The sequence below is a fragment of the Candidatus Polarisedimenticolia bacterium genome, from assembly GCA_036004685.1.
Taxonomy (GTDB): Bacteria; Acidobacteriota; Polarisedimenticolia; order Gp22-AA2; family AA152; genus DASYRE01.
Map to the genome: position 1 here is coordinate 1 of DASYRE010000035.1, position 19,180 is coordinate 19,180.

At 65.1% G+C, this 19,180-nt stretch carries 19 protein-coding genes; 5 read left to right on the top strand and 14 right to left on the bottom strand.

Annotated elements, in window-relative coordinates:
• The 3 genes from VGR67_08950 to VGR67_08960 form a co-directional block, all read left to right on the top strand.
• A partial coding sequence (locus VGR67_08950; GenBank protein ID HEV8336529.1) for an asparagine synthase-related protein occupies nucleotides 1–604 on the top strand: 604 nt, incomplete at its 5' end.
• Between the two features lie 104 nt (nucleotides 605–708).
• Nucleotides 709–2,217, top strand: a complete 1,509-nt coding sequence (locus tag VGR67_08955) for a glycosyltransferase family 39 protein (GenBank protein ID HEV8336530.1) — start codon at nucleotides 709–711, stop codon at nucleotides 2,215–2,217.
• Nucleotides 2,214–3,152: a dienelactone hydrolase family protein gene (locus VGR67_08960; GenBank protein HEV8336531.1), complete on the top strand. Its 939-nt coding sequence runs from the start codon at nucleotides 2,214–2,216 to the stop codon at nucleotides 3,150–3,152. Before VGR67_08955 ends, VGR67_08960 begins: the two co-directional genes overlap by 4 nt.
• On the opposite strand, the gene VGR67_08965 is transcribed toward VGR67_08960, so the two are convergent.
• On the bottom strand, nucleotides 3,139–5,280 hold the full coding sequence (locus tag VGR67_08965) for a VWA domain-containing protein (protein HEV8336532.1): 2,142 nt from the start codon (nucleotides 5,278–5,280) through the stop codon (nucleotides 3,139–3,141). The genes VGR67_08960 and VGR67_08965 overlap by 14 nt on opposite strands.
• 96 nt (nucleotides 5,281–5,376) lie before the next feature.
• On the opposite strand from VGR67_08965, the gene VGR67_08970 reads away from it, so the two are divergent.
• Nucleotides 5,377–6,966 carry a hypothetical protein gene (locus VGR67_08970; protein HEV8336533.1) on the top strand — a complete coding sequence of 530 codons (1,590 nt, stop codon included), beginning with the start codon at nucleotides 5,377–5,379 and terminating at the stop codon, nucleotides 6,964–6,966.
• 46 nt (nucleotides 6,967–7,012) lie between these two features.
• Nucleotides 7,013–8,119, top strand: coding sequence for a hypothetical protein (locus tag VGR67_08975; protein HEV8336534.1), 1,107 nt, complete (start codon nucleotides 7,013–7,015; stop codon nucleotides 8,117–8,119).
• A gap of 3 nt (nucleotides 8,120–8,122) precedes the next feature.
• On the opposite strand, the gene mpl is transcribed toward VGR67_08975, so the two are convergent.
• From mpl to hslV, 13 genes are all read right to left on the bottom strand, one after another.
• Nucleotides 8,123–9,541, bottom strand: coding sequence for a UDP-N-acetylmuramate:L-alanyl-gamma-D-glutamyl-meso-diaminopimelate ligase (mpl, locus tag VGR67_08980; GenBank protein ID HEV8336535.1), 1,419 nt, complete (start codon nucleotides 9,539–9,541; stop codon nucleotides 8,123–8,125).
• A 6-nt stretch (nucleotides 9,542–9,547) separates the two neighbouring features.
• Nucleotides 9,548–10,351 (bottom strand): class I SAM-dependent methyltransferase, encoded by an 804-nt coding sequence (locus VGR67_08985; GenBank protein HEV8336536.1) that lies wholly within the window; start codon nucleotides 10,349–10,351, stop codon nucleotides 9,548–9,550.
• 178 nt (nucleotides 10,352–10,529) lie between these two features.
• Nucleotides 10,530–10,967 carry a biopolymer transporter ExbD gene (locus tag VGR67_08990; GenBank protein ID HEV8336537.1) on the bottom strand — a complete coding sequence of 146 codons (438 nt, stop codon included), beginning with the start codon at nucleotides 10,965–10,967 and terminating at the stop codon, nucleotides 10,530–10,532.
• Nucleotides 10,968–10,989: 22 nt separating this feature from the next.
• A complete protein-coding gene (locus tag VGR67_08995; GenBank protein HEV8336538.1) occupies nucleotides 10,990–11,433 on the bottom strand; it encodes a biopolymer transporter ExbD in 444 nt (147 codons plus the stop codon).
• The gene (locus VGR67_09000) at nucleotides 11,420–12,127 is read right to left on the bottom strand and encodes a MotA/TolQ/ExbB proton channel family protein (GenBank protein ID HEV8336539.1); all 708 of its coding nucleotides are present in this window, start codon (nucleotides 12,125–12,127) and stop codon (nucleotides 11,420–11,422) included. The genes VGR67_08995 and VGR67_09000 overlap by 14 nt, the downstream gene beginning before the upstream one ends.
• Before the next feature lie 50 nt (nucleotides 12,128–12,177).
• Nucleotides 12,178–12,966: a TonB family protein gene (locus VGR67_09005; protein HEV8336540.1), complete on the bottom strand. Its 789-nt coding sequence runs from the start codon at nucleotides 12,964–12,966 to the stop codon at nucleotides 12,178–12,180.
• 25 nt (nucleotides 12,967–12,991) lie between these two features.
• Nucleotides 12,992–13,798 carry a tetratricopeptide repeat protein gene (locus VGR67_09010; GenBank protein HEV8336541.1) on the bottom strand — a complete coding sequence of 269 codons (807 nt, stop codon included), beginning with the start codon at nucleotides 13,796–13,798 and terminating at the stop codon, nucleotides 12,992–12,994.
• Nucleotides 13,799–14,207: 409 nt separating this feature from the next.
• Nucleotides 14,208–14,561 carry a sigma-70 family RNA polymerase sigma factor gene (locus VGR67_09015; protein ID HEV8336542.1) on the bottom strand — a complete coding sequence of 118 codons (354 nt, stop codon included), beginning with the start codon at nucleotides 14,559–14,561 and terminating at the stop codon, nucleotides 14,208–14,210.
• Between the two features lie 278 nt (nucleotides 14,562–14,839).
• Nucleotides 14,840–15,085, bottom strand: coding sequence for a PGPGW domain-containing protein (locus tag VGR67_09020; protein ID HEV8336543.1), 246 nt, complete (start codon nucleotides 15,083–15,085; stop codon nucleotides 14,840–14,842).
• Between the two features lie 24 nt (nucleotides 15,086–15,109).
• Nucleotides 15,110–15,946 carry a diaminopimelate epimerase gene (dapF, locus tag VGR67_09025; GenBank protein ID HEV8336544.1) on the bottom strand — a complete coding sequence of 279 codons (837 nt, stop codon included), beginning with the start codon at nucleotides 15,944–15,946 and terminating at the stop codon, nucleotides 15,110–15,112.
• 10 nt (nucleotides 15,947–15,956) lie between these two features.
• On the bottom strand, nucleotides 15,957–17,132 hold the full coding sequence (locus VGR67_09030) for a hypothetical protein (GenBank protein HEV8336545.1): 1,176 nt from the start codon (nucleotides 17,130–17,132) through the stop codon (nucleotides 15,957–15,959).
• Nucleotides 17,133–17,172: 40 nt separating this feature from the next.
• Nucleotides 17,173–18,573: an ATP-dependent protease ATPase subunit HslU gene (gene hslU, locus VGR67_09035; GenBank protein ID HEV8336546.1), complete on the bottom strand. Its 1,401-nt coding sequence runs from the start codon at nucleotides 18,571–18,573 to the stop codon at nucleotides 17,173–17,175.
• Between the two features lie 14 nt (nucleotides 18,574–18,587).
• Nucleotides 18,588–19,124, bottom strand: coding sequence for an ATP-dependent protease subunit HslV (hslV, locus tag VGR67_09040; GenBank protein HEV8336547.1), 537 nt, complete (start codon nucleotides 19,122–19,124; stop codon nucleotides 18,588–18,590).
• Nucleotides 19,125–19,180 lie beyond the last annotated feature (56 nt).

Genomic DNA, 19,180 nt, shown 5'->3' on the forward strand with positions numbered 1-19,180 from the left:
CCGCGACGCCTTCGGCCGCCACACCCATCTGGTCGACCAGATCGGCCGGGCCGACATCGAGATATCGCTTCCCAGCCTGATCACCATGAACGACCGGGCCGCGGCGGCGTGGGGGCTGGAGAACCGCACGCCCTTCCTCGACCATCGCATCGTGGAGCTGGCGTTTCAGCTTCCCCCGGAGCTGAAGATCCGGGACATGGAGCAGAAGGTGATCCTGCGGAAGGTGGCGCGCGGGCTCGTGCCGGATTCGATCATCGATCGCAAGGACAAGAAGGGCCTCATCGTCCCCATCCAGCTCTGGCTCGAGAAAGAGCTCCGGAGTTGGGCCGCAGCCCAGGTTACTTCCCTGAAGAAGCGCCCTTTCTACCGGAAAATCCCGCATCAGGGCTCGACGCGCGGAGAATTCGATCGGCGCCTCTATACCCTGCTCTCCCTGGAGCTGTGGCACCGGCACGTCGTTTCCGTCCCCCGCCGCAAGAGGATGGCGGCCGGCGACCGCCTGCGCTTCCGCGAAAGGACGGCGAAACGCGTCCCCGCGCCGGCCGAGGGCGCGCGGCCGCGGCGGATTCTGGTCGCGGCGAGCTCCCAGGCCCTAAGGGGGTGACCTCCGCCCCGGACCGCCCTCGCGGTCGGCCGATCCTTCCGTTCGCCCTCCTCGTGCTTCTCTGCGCCTGGCTCTCTCTGCTTCATGCCGGCACGATTCCTTTCATGGGAAAGGACGAGCCCAAGAATGCGGAGGCCTTGCGCGAGATGATGGAGCGCGGCGACTGGGTGACTCCGACCCTGGCCGGAGAGCCCTGGTTCGACAAGCCCATCCTCTATTACTGGGTCTCGCTGATCTTCTTCCATGCGATCGGCCCGGGAGAACTCGCCGCCCGCCTTGCCCCGGCGCTCTTCGGCGCCGCCGGCGTCCTCCTGACCTACGCATTCGGGACGAGCCTGTTCGACTCGAGGACGGCCTGGCGCAGCGCCGTGCTCCTGGCCACGTCGCTGGAGTATTTCTGGTTTTCGCGGACGGCCGTGGTGGATCTGCCGCTCACTTTCTGCGTCACGCTGGCGCTGGCCGCGTTTTACTGCGCCGCCGAAGGCCTGGGCCGGCCGGCGTTCTGGTACCGCGTCGCTTTTGCCGCAGCCGGGGGAGCGGTCCTGGCGAAAGGGCCGGTCGGGATGGTGCTCCCGGCGCTGGTGGGAGGCGCCTACCTGGCGGCTTCGGGACGGTGGCGCGAGCTCGGGCGGATCCCCTGGATCAGCGGGTTGCTTTGCTTTCTTCTCGTGGCGGGTCCCTGGTACCTCACCGTCTCGCTGCGCCACGGGCGCCGATTCTGGGACGACTTCATCATCAACCGCAACGTGGACCGGTACCTGACCACGGTCCACCACCATCCCGGCCCGGTTTATTACTACCTTCCCGTCCTGATCCTCGGGACGTTCCCCTGGGGCGCCCTGCTCCCCTTCGCGGCGGCCAAGGCCGCCGGGAAGGACTGGCGCCAAGGGCGGGCCCTCGGCTTTCTGCTCCTGTGGATTCTCATGCCGCTGTTGTTCTTCTCCCTGGCGGGATCCAAGCTTCCTTCCTACCTCCTGCCCTGCTTCCCCGCGCTCGCCCTGCTTGCGGCGTGGGGATGGGGAGAGGTCATCGAGAAAGGCGGCGGTTGGCCGCGCCGGGCGGCGGTCGGCTTCCTGCTCCTGCTCTTTCCCGTCCTCGCCGCCGCCATCTACGCGTGGTGCCGCCGCGAAGCGCCGGAGCAGCTTGCGGCGCAGATCCCCCTCGCCGCCGGTCTCGCCGGAACGGCCGTGCTTCTCGGCTTCCTAGCGTTCCGGCGGAGGTTCGGAATGCTGTTCCCCGCCTGCGCCGGCGGGACGGTGGTGTGCCTGACGATGCTGATTCTCTTCAGCCTCGGAAACGTCCGGGAGAAGGCCTCCTTGGTCCGCCTCTCCGCCGAAGCCGTGCGCCTCACCGAAGAAGGAAACGTCGTCGTGGCGTATCGCAATTTCCACAACTCCCTTTTCTTCTACACGCAGAACCGGGTGCCGTGGGTGAAGGAGCGCGCCCTCCTGGATGAGCGGCTGCGCGAGAGGAGGGGCCTTTACTGTCTTCTCGAGGAACGAGGGTTGCGTGAGCTGCAGGAGGATCCGGCGCTGCGCGTGGAGATCGTCGATCGCCAGCAAAAAGTGACGCTGGCCCGCGTCGAGCGCCGCGCGGCGGGAGGCGGCGCGTGACGCGGGCCGAGTGGGTGCGTCGCGAGGCGCCGCGGCTGCGGAAGGCGATCCGGAAGGTCCTCGGGCCGACGTTTCCGGCCGCTCCGCTCTCCCCCCGGGTGACGCGGCGGGAGGAAAGGCTCGGCTTCACCATCGAGCAGGTTTCCTTCAACTCGGCGAAACGCCTCAGAATCCCGGCCCTTTTTCTTCGCCCGCACGTCGCAGGACCTTCTCCCGCGCTCCTTTACTGCCACAACCACGCGCACGATTACGCGTGGGGAAAAGGGGAGATTCTCGAGGGCAAGGGCAGGATGCCGGCCATCGGTCCGATCCTGGCCCGCGCGGGCTTCTGCGTGCTCGGCATCGACGCCTGGTGCTTCGGCGAGCGTCGCGCCGACGAGAACGCCGTCGCCAAGAGCTTTCTGCTGCAGGGCCGCACCTTGTGGGGCATGATGCTGGAGGACGAGAGGTCGGCGCTCGATTATCTGGAGAGCCGCAGTGAAGTGGATGCGCGCCGGATCGGCTGCTTCGGCTTCTCGATGGGGAGCACCAAGGCGTGGTGGCTGGCGGCGCTCGATCCGAGGATTCGGGCTGCGGCCGGGGCGTGCGGCCTCACCACTTACCGGGCTCTCATCGAAGCGGAGGCCTTGAACCGCCATGGGATCTATTTCTACGTGCCCGGGATTCTAGGCGTCGCGGAGGTCGGTCAGATTGTCTCTCTCATCGCCCCGCGCCCGTTCCTGAGCCTCAGCGGGGACGAGGACGCGGGCTCTCCGCTGCCGGGCGTGGCCGAGGCGCATCGTGAAGCGGGAAGAGTCTACCGGCTCCTGGGAGCGCGAGGCAGCCTGGTGCGGCGCGTCTATCCGGCGGGCCACGAATTCACCGCCGCCATGCTCAAGGACACGCTGGCCTGGTTCGGGAGGCATCTGAAACCCAGAGCGTTCATCGCACCATGAAGTCGACGCTTTGGGCGATGCCGTTCTTCCCTACCGTGTCGACGACCTGGACCTCCAGCGTGTAGATCCCCGGCTCGAAGTCGGCCAGCGAGACCGGGAGGCTGACGGGAATCGAGTCGGCCGCCTGATCGGCCGTGAACCGGTGGGTGGACGCCGGGAATTCCTTGAGCGTGACCGCTCCTTTGCGGAGAAGCCCCTTCACTTGGAAAGCGGCTTCCCGGGTCGTCTGCTCCCGCATGGGATGATAGACGGTGCAGGACGCGGCAATCTGGCCGTCGCGCCGAAAGATTCGGTCGGCCGAGGGGACGACCAAGCTCGCGTCCCCGATCGTCTCCGGCTCCAGGTCGACCCGCCGGGCCCGCTTGTCGGGATCCGACAGGATCAGCGAGCTCATGGCGATACGATCCCGGCTCAGATTCGGCACGCGGACCGGCAGGCGCCGAGCCCCGACGTTGCCGGTGCCGAGATCGCGGACCACCACGACCGCCTCGTAGTCGCCCGGCGGCACGTCCCGTTTCGCGACCAGCGAGAGCTGATCGTGGGACGCCCACTCGCCCGGATCGAGGCGCACCTCCACCTTCCGGTTGAACTGATCGGCGATCCGGCTCTTGCCCTGCTGGAGCGTGAGACCGGCTTCCAGCCGCGCGACGAAGCTCCGGCCGTCGGGCAGGAAGAGCAACATCCGATCGGGAACGCCGATGGCGAACTCCGTCGCGGGGACGCCGTCCCGGCCGAAATAGGCCAGGGCCTCCATCGAGACGGGGAAATCGTGGTAGAGCTCGGGGGACATGAAAGCCGAGAACAGCAGCCTCTCTTGAACCTGCTCCTCGGTCATGTAGAGGAATCCTTCTTTCGCGCGGACCCTGGCGCCTTTGCGCGTCACGTCCACCCGGATGGCGTGAAGCCGCCCGTCGGGACCGCTCCCGGGGACGTAGGACACGACGTAACCGGCGTGGGTCTCTCTTTCGACCCGCTCCAGCGCGGGAAGAAAGTCGTTGTTTCCCCGATAGGCCAGGCCTCCGGTTCCGATGGCGAACGATGCAAGAGTCTCCGAGGCGGATTTTTCGATGAGCTCCACGGGAGCAGGCCCGGAAGCGCTTGCATGGGATGAAGTAATCGGACGAGGCGCTTTTTGAATCATCGAGACACCATGAGGCATTCCCTGCGTATTGACGGTATGAATCGCGACCTGGTCGGTCCCTGCCTCCCGGGCGAGTTTCAAGATGTCCGAATCCAATCGCGGTGAAGATGGAATCGCCGTTCCGTTGGCGTCACGCGAGTTATAGTCTCCGGGAGCGCCATACAGCGCCTCGGCGTCGGTCGGAAATCCATCCGTCAGAAAGAAGAGGTCCTTCCTACCCGGCTGCGAATGAAGAGACGTCACGATGGCTCGAAGCGCCCCGAGAGTTTTGAGAGCGCGCTTCCGATCCTCATCGGCATACTGCTCGGCCAATCGGCGAACGTCCTTGGGTTCCATACCGTACTCCCGACTTACCTCGGCCTCTCTTTCAAGGGCTCGAAAGTTTTGCAGCGCTCGATTCTCTCCGGCGTTCCGGATAGCGAGATCGGCCTCGATGGCGTCCATCGCTTTCAACATCAGGGAAGCGTCGAAGGTGAGCTCCTGATAGATCTTGAGCTCTTTCCCCAGCCCGGCGATCATCACGTCGTCGCCGGGGAGGAGGCGCTTGCGGAGAAACTCGCGCACCGCTTCGATCGGACGCGGACCAAGGCCGTGCTCGCAGTTCAGGCCGTCGAGCAGGAACACGAAGGTGCGGGAGGAAGGTGTCGCGAAGGCCGGAACCTGACTGCCTGGTCGCCCCGCCGCGGGAGAGGGCGGCGGAGCCGTTCCCGTCGCCGGTGGCGGCGCCGTCCAGTGGAGCTCGACAGAGTTGATCGCGTGGGGCTTGCCGTCCACCCAGAGGCGGAACTCCTCCGGACGAAGGTCATCCACCGACCGGCCTTTCCGGTCGGTGACCACGACGTTGATGAGGAACAGATTGACGCGCTCGCGCTGGGCGCCGGGCGCCGCCGGCTTTTCCGCCGGGGGTGCCGGGTCCCCGGCGAAGGAGGCCGCGTAGGCGGCGAGCCAGAACAGCAGAATTGGGCCCGTGAGGCGGAAGGGACTCATGGGCACTCTCCTGACGCGGGATGGTGGGTCATCGTATCACGGTTTGATTCCACCGCCCGCTCTTTCTAGAATGGCGCTTCTCCGGGGGAGGCTCCCATGAACAACGCCCGTTTTTCCGCGCCCCGCCGCGGTTTCTTTTTTTCCCGCGCTCTTATCGGCCTGGCGCTCGCCGGCATCTCCCTGACCTGGACGCGGCTGCCCGCCGCTCCTGCCGAGCCGGCGGCGGGGCCGGTCTCGGCGGCGGACCGTCTCTTCCTGGATCGAATCGGCGAAGCCCTGGTTCTCTCCCGGGCCGCCGCGGAGAGAATCTGGCCCGGCTGGGGACTGGAGAAGACGCCTCTGTTGATATACGAAGCGGGGCGAGTCGCTTTTCTGGTGAACCACCCGGCGCCGCCCGCCGATTTCCAGAGACTGGAAGGAAAGGTCCCGCTGCTCGGGGCGGTCTTCGCGAAGTTCGGCAGGGACGCGCGGTTCAACGCCAATACCAGCATCGAATTGGGGGGATTGCCCACGGCCTGCATCGGCTTCTCGACCGCTCCTTCCGAAGCCGAGGCTCCCTCGCTCCGGTTCATCGCGCTCGTGTTCCATGAAGCGTTCCACGCGCATCAAGCCAAGGCCGGCAAGCCGGGCAAAGGAGCGGTCGAAGCGCTCCTTCTCCGCTATCCCGATCTGAACGCCGAAAACCTGGCGCTCGCCCAGATGGAGCAGATGATCCTGTTCCAGCTGGTCCGTTTCGACGATGCTCCCGACCCGGATCGGCTGCGCGCGTTCCTCGCCGTTCGCGCGGCGCGGCAGAAGTCCCTCGGCGCGGAGTTTCTCCATGCGGAGCGCGGCATCGAGTATCAGGAGGGCCTCCCCACTTACGTTGAAGTGCGCCTGCTGGAGGAGGCGCGCAAGGCGACGGCCGGGCTGAGCGGCTTCGGTTCCGGCGACCCTTACAGCCTCGGATTCTCCGTCGCTCCCGAGCTGAGAGTCTCCGACTACCTGTCGCGTCTCCTCCGCTTCTCCTCGGACGCCGCGACCATCCGGAGCCGCGCCTACGCCACGGGAATGGCCCTGGGCCTTCTCCTGGATCGCCTGGGCGCCGACTGGAAGACCGCGGCGCTGAGCTCGGACAAGTACCTCGATGAGATTCTCGCCGACAACCTCTCGATGCCGCCGGGAGTCGCCGCGGCGGCGCTGGCGCGCGCCAAGAAGGATCTCGACTACGACAGCCTCTTCCGAATCATCCAGGAGAAGACCGCCCGCCTCGGCGCCGAACGGAAGCTGGCGGCCGAGAATTTCATGAAACAGCCGGGGATCCGGATCGAGCTGAAACCGCCCGACGGGCCGGTGGAAGTGAGAGGCTTCGATCCGCTCAACGTCCAGCCCATCGACGCCGGCCGGGCCATCCACCGCCGGCTGCTGCGGCTCGCCTTCGGCGAGGGAACGTTCTCCGCCAGCGGGGTCCCGGTGCTCGTCGGCCTCGGGAACGGTCCGTTCGACATCAAGCTCGTGACCGTCTTCGTCCCCGCCGAGGACCTCCTCATGGAGACCGATTTCGCCCCCCTGGCTCTCGAGCCCGGCTCCCGGACCTTTCGAGGCTCGTTCAAGCTGACCGGCGGCGGGGTGTCCCTGCAGGCTTCCAGCGGAACGATCAGCGTCTCTCCCGACAAGTCGAAGATCGAGATCGAGTTGAAGCGCTGACGTCGCGCGCGCGGCCGCCCGGCCGGATCTGGATTAGAATGAATCCATGATCCGGCGATGCGCGCGCTTTCTCGCCCTGGCCCTGCTGTTCCTCTCCGCCGGGCGACCGGCGCAAGGAATCGGCTATATCTTCAACCGTCTGATTCTCTGGAGCGAGCCGGGGGAGGCCTATCCGCGGCTCGACCGCGACCCGGCGACGGGCAGCCTCTCCGTCCTTTTTCTCGGCGCCGTGCCCGCGGAAGGCTGGGAGCCGGTGCAGGCGCGGCGGCTGCTGCTGCGGGGCTCGATGTTCGTGCCCGGCGAGCCGGTCCCGATCTTGCGGCCCCGGGACGGCGATCCCGACTGGGCCTCGACCGCGACGGAGGCCTCCTTCGATCTGAACGGAGACGGGATCGCGGAGATCATCCGCGCCCGGAATGTGGTCATTCCCGACAACCGGAGTCCCTCGGAGGGGGCGGAACGGGTGATGGTGGAGATACTGGAAGGAGATCGGATCCTGTTCGGAGACTTGATCGAGGGCCCCGGCGGAAGCTCGGTGCGGCTTCGCAGCATCTCCACCGGGGACGTCAACAGCGACAGCTTCCCCGACATGCTCGTCCGGCTCGAATCGGCCGATCGCGGAGGCATCGCGTTCTACAGCCAGGCCGACCTGCGAACGAGGGGCGCCGCGACCGTCGTCGTTCCGGGCTTCTCGACGACCGCGTTTCGTCCCGATCGTTATGGAATCTTCGATCTGACCCGGACCCCCAAGGACTTCTTCGGTCATCTTCCTCACGGAGCGCGGCCGGTGGATCCGCTCTGCGGGACGGCGCGCCGGCCGGTGGGCGGCGACGGCCGCGGCCGCTGCCTGTTCCTCTTCGACAATCCCTATCTGGGCTGGATTCGCGGCCTGCAGGTCGACTTCACCGGAGACCGCCAGATCGATGCGTACGAGCTCATGTTCCCGTCGGGGGCTTCATCGCTGACGTCGAGCCAGGCCCTGCGCTTCCTGACCCCGGCGTTGGGCGCCGGATACGTCACCGAAGTCCGTCAGGAACAGAACAAGGTGCAGAAGGTCTGGATCTGGCGGGGGAAGCGGGCGACGGCTCAGCTCACGGCCTCGGAGATCGACGGCAAGAACCTGGCCACCTCGGTCCGCCTGGCGAGGAACTAGACCCTAGCGCGGACCTTCCCGGCCCGCGCGCAGCGCCGCCAGCAGGCGGTCGTGAATCCCTCCGAAGGCCCCGTTGGACATGATCAATACGACGTCCCCGTCCCGGGCTTCCGCGGCGATGAGCCGGACGATCGAGTCGACTTCGGGAACGTGACGGGCGGACAGTCCCCGGTCCTTGAGATCCTCCACCAGCCGCTCCACCGAGAATCGCTCTCCTTCCGGAACCCGCTCCGGGTGATCCACCGACGCGATGACGATCTCGTCCGCCATGTCGAACGCCTCGGCGTACTCTCCCTGGAAAACCGACCTGCGCGACGTATTGGTGCGCGGCTCGAACACCGCCCAGAGGCGGTTCCCCGCGAACCGCTCGGCCAGGGCGGCGATCGTACCCCGCACCGCGGTAGGATGGTGGGCGAAATCGTCCACCACGACGACGCCGCGCTCCTCGCCGCGAATCTCCTGCCGCCGCTTCACCCCTGGAAAGCTCGACAGCCCTTTCCCGATCTCCTCGGGACCGAGCCCGAGCTCGGCCGCCGCCGCGGTGACCCCCAGGATGTTCTCGAGGTTGTGATTGCCAGTCAACGGGGAGGTGAACGAGGCGTAGCGCTCGTTTCCCCGGAAGACGTCGAAGAGGATTCCCTCCGGCGTCGCCTTGCGCGTCCTGCCGATCCAGAGGGCCTTCTCCGACACGGCGTAGTCGACGCGCTTGCCGCAGCACTTCCCCGCGAGCGCCCGGACGTTCGGATCGCCGGCGCAATAGACCAGGACCCCCTCCGGAGGAATCAGCGCGATGAAGGCGGAGAAGGCTTCCTGGACCGCGGACAGATCGCGGAACATCTCGGCGTGATCGAACTCCACGCTCGTCAGGATCGCGGTGCGGGGGCGGTAATGGAGGAACTTCGAGCCCTTGTCGAAGTAGGAGGTCTCGTATTCGTCCCCTTCGATGACGAAATGCGGCCCTCTCCCGAGGCGGTAGCTCCGATCCTGGCCGCGCAGCACACCCCCGACCAGCCAGGAGGGATCCCGGCCCGCCGCATGCAGCACCCAGGCCATCAGGGCCGACGTCGTGGTCTTCCCGTGAGTGCCGACGACGACGACCGAATGCCGATCCGCCAGGAAGAGATCCTCCACGGCCTGCGGAAAACTCTTGACGGCGAGCCCGCGTCGCGCGACTTCCTCAGCCTCGGGATTGGCCTTCGAGACGATGTTGCCGATGATGACGAGATCCGGACCCCAATCGAGATTCGCGGGCTTGTAGCCGAGCATCACCGGCACGCCCAGCCGCTCCAGCATCCCCGAGATCGGCTGATAGACGTTCTCGTCGGAGCCGCGCACCTGGTGCCCGCTTTCGGCGAGGAGGCCGGCCAGCGAGCCCATGCCGGTGCCGCAGATTCCCACGAGATGGACTTTGAGCGGCTTCACGGGGCGTCAGGCCCCCTTTCCAAAGACCTTTGAAAAGAGATGGCCGAGGAGCGTGCCGGTCCGGAGAGACCGGCGCGCCCGGCCCCGGGTCAAGACCACGATCGCGGCATCGGCGATGAAGGGATCCCCGCCTCGTTTGAGGGGCTTTCGGCAGATGCGATCGATGAGCGCGACGGAGACCTCGAACTCGCGCAGCGACTCGTGAAATTCCTGGCGGCCGTACGCGATCCAGTAGATGTAGTTCGGATCGGGCCGATCGCCGCGCGGCAGATCGCCGTACGTCGGGCCGTCCGTGAGATTCACCCGAAGGAAGATTCGGCCGCCCGCGGGATTGCAGATCCGGTAGAGCTCCGCGAGAGCCTTCCGGTAATTGGGGATGTGCATGAGGACGTCGCAGTTCACGACGGCGTCGAACCGGCCGTCGGCGAAGGGCAGGTCGTAGATCGAGCCTTGATGGAGGTTCTCGGATCGCAGCGACGGGTACTGTCGCTTGCAGTGCGTGAGCATCTGCGAGGACTGATCGACGAGGTGCACGCTCGGCGCGCCGACCCTGGCGAGATAGCTCGGCACGTAGAAGCCGGGGCCGCATCCGACCTCGACCAGCTCGTCGCCGGGAGCGAGGTTCTTCTCGAGCAGCAGGACCATCCGGTAGCGCTCGTTGCTCCAGCGCCTTCGATGGCGGCGGCCCTCCCAGGCGTCGGCCAGCGATTGGGCGACCCCGGGCTCCTCCCACTGAGCGACGCCGAGCACGGGCGAGGAGGTCTCGCTTTTTTCTTCCGGTCCTTGAGCCGGCCTGGCTTCACGGGTCACGACGCGGGCTCCTGTCCTTCTCCGCTCGCGGCGCGGAGGCGCTCAGAGCGGGAAATCACAGTCCGTATATCACGAGAGGAGGACGGGTTCAACGAGGTGTTTCGAGCAGGCGGTGTCCGGAATGGAGGGTCGGCGCCGGAGCGGTCGGAGGCGAGGCGGGAAGATCCCGGCGCTCGCCTCAAGGACCCGCTTCCGTTTCGTCCAGGTTCAGGTTCTCCTTGGTGATCAAGGCCACGTTCTCGATCCCGGCGGCCCGGCAGATGTCCATGAGAGACACGACGTAGCCGTAATCCAGACCGCCGTCGGCCTGGATGAACATGACCTTGTCCTTGTGACCGGTGATCGCCTTGGTGACCTCGTCACCGAGATTCTGGCGCTGCACCTCGGTCTTGTTCAGGAACAAGCGGGAATCACCCCGGACCGTGAGGATGAGCTGCAGCTTGGTCGGATCCGGAGGGAAAATCTCCTTGGTCTCCTGGGGAATCTCCATGTCGAATCCCTTCTGGAGAAGGGGCGTGACCACCATGAAGATAATCAGGAGCACCAGGACCACGTCCACCAGGGGGGTGACGTTGATTTCCGATTTGACGGCCGACCCCCCCAAGCTCATTGCCATGGCTGGCTCTCTCCTCCTTTGCTTACTTCTTCTGGCCGACCGACTTCGATTCCGCCTCGGCCCTCGGCTCGGTCAGCAGTCCGACGTGATCGAAGCCTGCGTCGTTGCACATCAGCATCACTTCCTTCACGTCCCCGTACTTCAGCATCTTGTCGGCCTTGATGTAGATCGTCTTCTCGGCGCTGCGCTCGTGAATCTCCTGCATGGCGGCGAGGAAGTTCTCCTTCGGGACGGCGTCGCGATCGATGTAGATCTGCTTCTTGGCGTCGATCGACACCGTGAGCGTGTTCGCGCCATCCGGCTTCTTCTCGCTCGCGGCCGCCGGCGGCAGGGAGATGTGGACGCCCTTCTGGAGCATCGGGGTCACGACCATGAAGATGATCAGGAGGACCAGGCAGACGTCCACCAACGGAGTGACGTTGATGTCCGATTTGACTTCCCCCGCTCCGCCGCTACCGACCTGCATGAGCGCCCATTCCCTGGCCGCGCACCGGGACGTTCTGCTTCTTGATGAAGAAGTCGATCATCTCCGAGGACGAATTGTTCATCTCGAGAACGAAATAATCGACCCGGCCCGTGAAGATGTTGAAAATCCATACCGCGGGAATGGCCACGAAGAGTCCGAACGCCGTGGTGACGAGCGCCTCGGCGATTCCCGCGGACACGGACGCCAATCCTCCGGATCCGCTCGTCGCCATCGATTGAAAGGCGTGAATGATCCCGTACACGGTCCCGAACAGGCCGATGAAGGGGGCGGTCGTGCCGATCGTCGCCAGCGACGAGATCCCTTTCTTCAGGTCCGTGGACACCAGAATCATTTCGCGATCCATGGAGCGCCGGACCGCGTCGAGCATCAGGCCTCCCTCCACGCCTTCCTCCGATTCGGACTGCATCTCCTGCAGGCCGGCCGCGATGACCCGCGAGAGATGGCTCCTCCGGTACTTCTTGGCCAGCTCGACGGCTTCCCGCAGCTTGTTGTTCTTCAGGCACTGCGTCGCGAGAGGCAGGAAGTCGATGGACTCCTTCCTGGCCTTCCGGAAGAGCAGGAAGCGATCGATGCTGACCTTGACGGTCCAGATGGACATCAAGGCCAGGACGATGACGACGCCCTTGGCCACGGCGCCCATATTGTTCCAAAGCGCTACCATTCCAAATTCCATGTTGCTAGCCTCCTGAATCCTGGATGAGACTCAATCTTATTGCGACAAGCCTATTGCGACAAATAAAACTCGACCACTATCGTAAAGTAAACATCCACCGGTTTTCCATTTTGGAGCCCCGGCTTATAGCGCCATTGCTTGACGGCGGCGACTGCCGCGTCGTCGAAACCCAGCTTGGCCCCAGGGCTCTGGAGCACGGTGACGTCCCCGACCGTCCCGTCCTTACGGATGACGGCCTGGAGGATGACCTTGCCGCTGACCTTCGCCCGCCGCGCCAGCTCGGGATAGGTCGGCTTGATGTGGCTGGATTCGATGATCTCCGGGTTCGACACGCCTCCGAACCCGGCGTAGAGAGGTTGCTCGAGCATGCCGCCGGGCACCCCTCCCGGCACGCCTCCCAGGACCCCGCCGATGACGCCCCCCACGACGCCGCCCACGACGCCGCCGACCACGCCCCCTTCCACGCCGCCTTCCACGCCGCCGTCATCGCCCTGATCCCCCTCGTCGGGCGTCTCGATGGGCTTCGGCAGCTCCTTCGGAACCTCGATGGGCTGGACGATCGTGTCGGGGATGATGGGCTTCACTTCGACCGGCTTCACCTCGTCCGGCTTCTTCGCGCCGCGCTTCGGAGGAGGGGGCGGCGGAGGAGGCGGGGGAGGCGGAGCCGCGGCCTGGAACGTGATGACGATGGGAGGCTCGGGAATCGTGTCGACCGCCAGGGAGGCGGCGAAAAGGATCCCGCCCAGAGCGACCAGATGCAGCGCGACCGAAAGGGGGGCGAAGAACCACCCTCGCTTCGTTTTTTTCTCCTTGCTGGAGACGATCATCTGGCTGAACAAGCTCGTGCCTCGCCGGCGCCTGGGATCAGGCGCCCTTCTTCATCTGCTCTTTGCGCAGCTCAAGCGCTTTCTTCATGTTGACGTCGGCTTGCTGGATGTCTTTCATGGCTTCTTCGGGATCGATCTCGGTGAGGGCCTTCTGCCTCCACAGCAGGTTGATGTAGCTGTAAGCCTCGAAATAATCGGTCTTCAGCTCAACGGCCTTTTGGAGCGCTTTCATTCCCTCGTCGATCAGGGATCTCTTCTCCTCCACCAGGAGATCGGTGCCCTTGTAGGCGCGCTCCCAGCAAAGGACTCCCAGGGAATACCAGGCCTCGTGGTTCTTGGGATCCGCCTCGGCACGGGCGCGGAACCATTTCCGGGCCTCCTCGAAATTCGTGGCCTTGGCGTAGATCATCCCGATGCTCTGCAGGATCCGGCTGTTCTTGGGATCCGCCTTGAGCTTCTCCTTGTAGAAGCTCGCCGCCTCCTCGTAGCGCTGGGTCTTCAGATAGGTGTCCATCATCAGGTCCTCGGTCCGCTCGTCGTTCGGAACGAACTGAAGATAGCGGCGGAGCTTGATGATGGCCTTTTCAGAGTATTCGACGTCTTTCTTGTGCAGGGAGCCCGGCTGGTAGAGGGCGAGATAGGCAAGTCCTGAGTTGCGGTAGGCCTCGGCCCACCAAGGATCGATGGCGATCACTTGATCATACTTTTGGATCGCATCCAGGTATTTCTCGGAGCGATAGAGATTGTTCGCGTCGCGCATCAAGATGCGGGCTTTCAATTTCTGACAGCCCAGGCCGGTCGCGACCAGGCAGACGCAGAGACCGACCCACACCGCTTTTCTCAAGATGACACCCACCCCCTGAACTCGAATCTTATCCTTCATCATACAGCGAAAACCCAACACCGGGTACGGCTTCTGCGGCCTCCGCTGCAGCCGAACCGCTCACGGCCGATGCGACATGGCGCGGCCGAGAAGGACGGCAGGATGGAGCGGCTCGACGATAAGACGATCGAGGAATCCGTATCCTTCCAGTGCCGACTCACGACCGCCTTCCGCCTCCGGGCGCACGAGGAAACCGGCCAACCGTATGCCTTGCTACGGTGAGGTGTGAATCATCCATGCGTTTGAACCGGCGAACTTTACGCCGGTCCTTCCAAGATTGTCAACGATTTTTTTCGGCCCGCCTCGTGGGGGGGACGAAGCGGGCCGAAAAGGGGGGCGAGGAGGAATTTCTTACAAGCACGTTGAAGAATCAGGAGATCAAAAGGTCCCGTCGCATCCCGGCCAAGGTAGCCCGCAGTTTGGCCAAGGCGTCTCTCTCCAGCTGCCTCACTCTCTCTTTGCTGAGCTTCAGGATGTGGGCGATGGCCCCGAGGGTCATCTCCACGTCGTCCACGATCCCGAACCGTCGCTCCAGGATGTACCGCTCCCTGGAAGGCAGGTCCCTGAGCGCCTTCTTGAGGACCTCGAGGGTCTCCTTCCGAATGACCGAGTTCTCCTGTTTGAGGGAATCGGGATCGGAGATCAAGGCTTCGAGACGGGTGTCCTCGTCTGGATTGATGTATTCATCGTACGAGGTCGCATAGGGAAGCAGCGTTTTCCACATGTCGTCGCACCTCCAATGGCGAAGGGGAACAGCAAATCGCCTGCCACCCGGATTCCGACCAAGGAAGGACCCCTTTTCACCTGCTGAAAACGACCCGCAGACCTCTTGACGAAAAGTTAACTTATTAAAACAAAAAGGCTTGGTTTGAGTCCGGCGGCCCGGCCGGCGGCGGCCGGCGGAGAGGATGGGAGGCCGATGGCAGAATCGACATGCCGGGGATGACCGCTGCAGGGGCCAGAATGGCGTGATTTGAGGCGGTCCCGGCGTTTTGGCGGGGTTTAGGGCTCCGGCGGAAGGCTCTCGGTTTTCCTCTTACGCCAATTCTTCCGCCAGGCCTTGAGCTTTTCGAGGAGCTTGCGAGCCCATGGGCTCTCCGTGCTGAGAATCGCGAGCCCGGAGAAGATGAACAGGAACCCCTGGAGAATGGGCAGGAAAAGACCCACTACGCCGACGGCGATGAGAGACCATCCCGCAGTCAGCCGGAGGATTCTCCAGAGAACGCGTTTCCCTTCTTCACCCAGCAATCTTCCCTCCCGGCCCAAGCCCCGTCAGCCTTTGCGAGGGGGATCGAATCCACGCGTCGCCTCGCTGCTCAAGTTTCCTTGATAGATCAGGCGGGCGTCCCCTTCAAGGACGATGTGGGAGAAAGCCCCGGGGGACCCCCGGAAATGCACGGACAGGGTCACGCCGGAGCGCGTCCAGCAGGCCACCGGCGATCGCGTCATCCCCAGGGAAGTCGTCACCAGCGCCGCCGCGACGCAGCCCGTGCCGCAGGAAAGCGTCTCTCCTTCCACACCTCTCTCGTACGTTCGGACGGCGAGAGTGTGCTCGTCCACCACCATGACGAAATTCGCATTGGCCCCTTCCGGGCCGAGCTCGGGATGGAATCGCAGCTTGCGGCCGATCTCGTTGATCGACACGGTGTGCGGGACGTCACGGAACACGACGACGTGCGGGACGCCGGTGTCAATGAAAGCGCCTTCCAGGACCTGGTCGTCCAGCTTCAACTTCAGATCGGGACGGAAGCGCGCCGCCGGCGGCATCGCGAACTGGACTCTTTCCCCCTCGATGGTGGCGTCGTGCACCATCTTGATGGTCTCCACCCTCATCCTCGGACCGACCGCCCCCATGAGGTAGCCAAGCCGCGAGGCGCAGCGGCCGCCGTTGCCGCAGAAAGTGGTCTGGCCGTCCGGGTTGAAGAAGGTCGCCCGAAAATCGGCGACGCGGGAGGACTCGATGAAAATGACGCCGTCCGCCCCCACCGAGAGGGCGCGGACGCTGATCCGCCTCACCAGATCCGGCATCGCCTCGCTTTGGACCTGAACGGATCGGTTGTCCACGACGATGAAATCGTTGCCTCCTCCCGACATCTTGAAGAATTCCATCGCCTTCTCCTCAGGGCTTCGCGGGCGCCTTCTTGCCGGGCTTCGATCCCGCCGGCGGCAGCCGGTCGCCGTGCACCTCCGAGCGGGCGCTCTCGTTGGGAGGAACGCTCCGGTCCAGCGCGGTGAGGGCGTAATAGTACTTGACCCCCGGCTGCGGGGTGGCGTCGCCGTAGGTCGATTCCGCCGGCCCGACGCTGGCGATCGCCTCGAATTCCCCGGCCTCCTGCTGCGAGCGATAGATGCGATACCCCGCCAGATCGGGTTCGCTGTTGGGAAACCAATACAACTTGATCGTTCCATTCTCCGCGGAAACGGCGAGCCCCGTCGGAGGCGCCGGCGGATAGACGTCCTGGGGCGTCACCGAAAGCGGCGTCGAGTCCCGGCTTTCGACGAAGGCTTTCCCGGACATCACCGACCGGACGACGTAGGTATAGCTCTTCCCGAAGAGGAATTCCTCGTCATCGTAGAACGGCTGTTGCAGGGGCTTTTCGTTCCTCGGCCTCTCGGGGATCGTTCCTGCCGCCTCCGTCCGATAGAGATTGTAGAGGATCGTTTCCTGGTCCGCTGCGCGGGCCGGAGGCTCCCAGCTGATCCGAATCTTCCTTTCGGAAACCTCCGATCTCACGTTGTCCGGCGGCAGCGGCGGCGGCAGGATGCGGAGCGTCACCAGCAAGGAGAGAGGAGAAGAGTGCTTCTCGACGTCGACCACCGTCATCGCGTAGGTGACCTCCCGCCCCTTCTCGGGGATGGCCACGGTCAGCGGGTGCGGATCGGTATAAGCGACCCGGCGCCCCGCCATCGCCTTGCCCAGGACCTCCCCGGACAGCGTGGCGATCCGCTTCGATTCGCGATTGAACTGGCGGATAGCCGTCCGCTGGGCCGTCCTGCCACTCGTGAGTCCCTGCCCCAGGCCCCCTTCCAGCCGGAAGATCCGGACCTCCTGGATCGGCGCCAATGGCCCGCCATCCTGGTTCTTGTCGGGAAGGACGGCGGTCAGGAGGACTTCCTCGCCCTGCTGCTTGCACGCCAGCGAGGAAACCCGGTCGGGGCCTTTGAGAAGCGGGGCGAGAGGCGGCCCCTTCTTCCCGCAAGCCAGCGCCGCGAGAAGGCCGGCCGAGAGAACCACTCTCGCGACCGGCGTCCAAAGCTTGCGACCTGGCGTCCGGGAACGCTCGGGAAGGCTCATGCGGCGGTCAGGCTCCCGCGTCTGACACAAGGAGGAAGAGTCAGAGGATGTAGCGGCTCAAATCCTGGTCCTTGACCACTTCGGAGAGCATCCGCCGGACGTAGTCCGCGTCGATGGTGATCTCCTTCTGTTCGAGCTCGCTTCCCTCAAACGAGATCTCGTCCAGGAGCTTCTCCATGATCGTGTGCAGCCTGCGCGCCCCGATGTTCTCGGATCGCTCGTTCACCTCGGCAGCGTAGTGCGCGATCGTCTGGAGCGCGTCGTCCGTGAAGCGCAGGCGGATTCCCTCGGTCTCCAGGAGGGCGACGTATTGCCGGGTGAGGGCATTACGCGGTTCTTTGAGGATCCGGACGAAGTCGGCCTCGACCAGCGATTCCAGCTCGACGCGTATCGGGAAGCGTCCCTGGAGCTCGGGGATCAGGTCCGCGGGCTTGCTGACGTGAAAGGCGCCGGACGCGATGAACAGGATGTGGTTCGTGCGGACGATGCCGTACTTGGTGACGGCGGAGGTTCCTTCGACGATGGGCAGCAAATCGCGCTGGACCCCCTCCCGGCTGACCTCCGGGCCGCGCCCCCCCTCCCGGCCCGCGATCTTGTCGATCTCGTCGATGAAGATGATTCCCGATTGCTCCGCGCGGGTGATCGCCTGGCGCGCCACCACGTCAGGATCGATCAGCTTGTCTTCTTCTTCGCGGAGGAGGTGCTCGCGGGCCTCGGCGACGGTCATGCGCCGCTTCCGCCCGCGGGTCCCGAACAGTCCCGGCATCATCTCCTTGAGGTTGATGTCCATCTCCTCCATTCCGGCGCTCGTGAAGAGCCGCATCGCCGGAAAGGAGCTCTGGCGCACCTCCACTTCCAGGAGCCGGCCCTCGAGCGAGCCGCCGATCAGCTGCTGTCGCAGCTTCTCGCGCGTCCTTTCGTGCTGCTCCATCGATTCCGGGACGGGCTGGGGGGCCGCAGCGCCCGCGGCGGGCCGGTCGAGCGGAGGCAACAGCAGATCCAGCAGCCGCTCCTCCACGTTGCGGGCCGCGCGCTGCCGCACTTCGGCCGCCTTCTCCCCGCGAACCATCTCCACCGCCAGCTCCACGAGGTCCCGGACCATCGACTCGACGTCCCGCCCCACGTAGCCGACTTCCGTGTACTTCGAGGCCTCGACCTTGACGAAGGGGGAGCGGGTCAGGCGGGCGAGCCGCCGGGCGATCTCCGTCTTCCCCACCCCGGTGGGGCCGATCATGATGATGTTCTTGGGGGCGACTTCCTCCGCCATCTCGGCGGGAAGCTTCAGGCGGCGCATCCGGTTGCGCAGCGCGATAGCGACGGCGCGCTTCGCGGCCTTCTGCCCCACTATGTATTTGTCCAGCTCCACGACGACCTGGCGGGGCGTCAGCTCGGCGCTCGGGTCGAACGTCGTCTCGACCAGTCCCGGCATGTAGTACACCATCGGACCCACCCCGCTCAGAGGGACTCCACGCAGATGGAGTCGTTCGTGTAGATGTCCAGGGTGGAGGCGATCATCATCGCCTCCCGGGCGATCTCCCGCGCCGGAAGCGTCGAATGCGACGCCAGCGCGCGCGCCGCCGCGAGCGCCATCGGCCCGCCTGATCCGATGGCGATGAGGCCGTCGTCGGGCTCGATCAGGTCGCCCGTTCCCGAGAGGAGATAGGAGTGGCCGGTGTTGGCGACCACGAGGTGCGCCTCCAGCCGCCGCAGGACCCGATCGGTCCGCCAGTCCTTCACCAGCTCCACCGAGGCCCGCTCCAGGTTCCCCCGGTACTCCTCCAGCTTGGCTTCGAATTTGGTGAAAAGCGAAAAGGCGTCCGCGGCCGAGCCCGCGAAGCCGGCCAGAATCTTCCCGTCGAGGAGCTTCCGGATCTTCCGCGCGCCGTGCTTCAGGACCGTCTGACCCAGCGTGACCTGCCCGTCCCCGGCCATGGCCACTTCATTATGATGTCGAACGCAGAGGATGGTGGTGTGACGGAAGGGCGAGGGCATGGCGCTCTGATCCTTACGGCTCAATGGGATGACGCAGATCCTCGCGATTATGTCAG